1 protein-coding gene is annotated in these 2562 nt (G+C 67.8%); it reads left to right on the forward strand.

All coding sequences use genetic code 11. The features are described 5' to 3' along the window. Positions 1–2075, forward strand: a 2075-nt coding sequence (locus ACY45C_RS18835) for an MMPL family transporter (RefSeq protein ID WP_462188897.1), incomplete at its 5' end; no start/stop codon positions are given. Between the last annotated feature and the right edge of the window lie 487 nt (positions 2076–2562).

Consider the following 2562-nt stretch of genomic DNA (forward strand, 5'->3'; position numbering starts at 1 on the left):
ACATCGTGCTGCACAGTGACAAAGCTCGCATCACCGATCGGGCCATCTCCGATCCGGCCAGCGAGATGCTCGGCAGGCTCGCCAAGATCCCGCACGTCACCGAGGTCACGAGCCCTTACGGCCCGCGGGGCGCCGCCCAGATCAGCAAAGACGGGCACACAGCCTTCGCGACCGTCAACTTCGACCTGCAGGGCATCGAGCTGCCCAAGGAGAACATCGAGCAGCTGGTCGACATCGCTCGAAGCTACGGCAGGGACGACCAGCAGGTGGAGGCGACCGGTCAGGTCGTCGCGGTCATCGAGCAGCAGGAGCAGAGCTACAGCGAGCTGATCGGCATCATCGCCGCGGCGATCATCCTCTTCGTCGCCTTCGGCTCGTTGCTGGCCGTCACCCTGCCCCTGATCACCGCCATCATGGCCCTCGGGGTCGGCAGCATCCTGATCATCCTGCTCTCCCACGTCCTCACGATCGCCGAGTTCAGCCCGGTCCTCGCGACCCTGATCGGACTGGGCGTCGGCATCGACTACGCCCTGTTCATCGTCAACCGGCACCGCATCGGCCTACGCGCCGGCAAGAGCCCGGAGGAGGCCACGGTCACCGCGGTCAACACCTCCGGGCGCGCCGTGCTCTTCGCCGGCATGACCGTCTGCATCGCGCTGCTCGGCATGTTCACACTCGGTGTGAGCTTCCTCTACGGCGTGGCGATCTCGGCGGCGGTGGCCGTGGCGATGACGATGACCGCGGCAGTCACCCTGCTGCCGGCTCTGCTCGGCTTCTACGGCATGAAGGTGCTCAACCGGCGCGACCGGCGCAGGCTGGCCGAGGATGGCCCGGTGCACGAAAGCACCTCGGGCTTCTGGTGGCACTGGGCGAAGCGGCTGGAGGGACGGCCCCAGCTGTTCGCGGTGGTCAGCGCGGTGGTCATCGCCGTCATCGCGATCCCGTTCTTCTCGCTGCGGCTCGGCTCGTCCGACCTCGGCAACGGCGACCCCTCCAAGACCACCAAGCGCGGCTACGACCTGCTGGCCGAGGGCTTCGGACCGGGGTTCAACGGCCCGTTCAGCATCGTCGCCGAGATCCATTCGCCGCGGGACACGGCAAGCCTCGACGCCGTGGTGGCAGCGGCTCGCGCGACACCGGGCGTCGCCTCCGTCTCGGCTCCGCGGCCGAGCCCCAACGGGCAGGCGGCGATCGCCACCCTGTACCCGACGACGAGCCCGCAGGCCGAGGCGACCTCGAAGCTGCTCAACCAGCTGCGCGACCACGTGATCCCGCAGGCGAACCAGGCCGGCACCGGCATCTACGTCGGCGGCATCACAGCCATCTTCGAGGACTTCTCCAGCACGCTGTCGGGCAAGCTGCCGCTGTTCATCGGGATCGTGGTTCTCCTCGCCTTCCTGCTGCTGGTGGCGGTGTTCCGCAGCCTGCTGGTCCCGTTGACCGCCTCGCTGATGAACCTGCTCGCGGTCGGGGCGGCCTTCGGCGTGGTCGTCGCGGTGTTCCAGTGGGGCTGGGGCGCGTCACTGTTCAGCATCAGCGGCGGCCCGGTCGAGGCGTTCATCCCGGTGATCCTCTTCGCGATCCTGTTCGGCCTGTCCATGGACTACGAGGTGTTCCTGGTCAGCCGGATGCACGAGGAGTGGACCGCGCGCCGGGACAACCGGATCGCCGTCTCGCTCGGCCAGGCCGAGACCGGCCGGGTCATCTCCGCGGCCGGCGCGATTATGATCCTGGTCTTCGCCTCGTTCATCCTCGGCGACGAACGGGTGATCAAGCTGATGGGCCTCGGGCTCTCGACGGCGATCCTCATCGACGCCTTCATCATCCGGACCGTGCTGGTGCCATCGCTGATGCACATCTTCGGCACGGCGAACTGGTGGGTACCAGCCTGGCTCGACCGGGTCCTGCCGCGGATCTCCGTCGAGTCCGCCGAGGATCTGGAGGAGATCCGGCACACTCCGCTGCCCGAGGACGCCGTCGCGGGCCGTCCCGCGGCCGGGGTGCCGGCCCGCCCGCTTCCCGGGCAGGCGGCCCGCGAGGAGCGGAGCTCACGCACCGGCGAACCCATGCGCTGATCTTCACGGGACCGCCCGAACAGTGCGGGACCGCCCGAACAGTGACAGCCCGCGGGGCGCCCGCCTGGCCGGCCGGGATCGGCCAAGACGGTGAGCCGGCCGAGGACACGTTCGTCGCCGAACGGATCCGGAGCAGGCCGTGATGCGCCACCGTCACGGCACTGACAAGATCGTCAAGGTCATAGCGAGTGATCAGAAGCCAGCCCGACCCAGAGGATGTTGACCACCGCGTTCACGTCCGCGTGCGCGGTAGGCCCGCACTCCACGCAGGTGCGGGAGGCGTCCGCAGGGTCCCGCCGCGCGTCGCGGCATCCGTCATGGTCGGAACAGTAACCGATGTATCTCGAACACGCCACGGACGGCACCGGAAATAAACAAGTAAGAAACAGGAAATAATCCGACAATAAGCAAAGGTGGAATCGCGGGCCTTAACACGAAACTGCACTCGGCGGAGCGTCCTTCGGATCGGGGACTTCACCGGCAGTGA

It is taken from the genome of Frankia sp. CcWB2 (assembly GCF_977927585.1).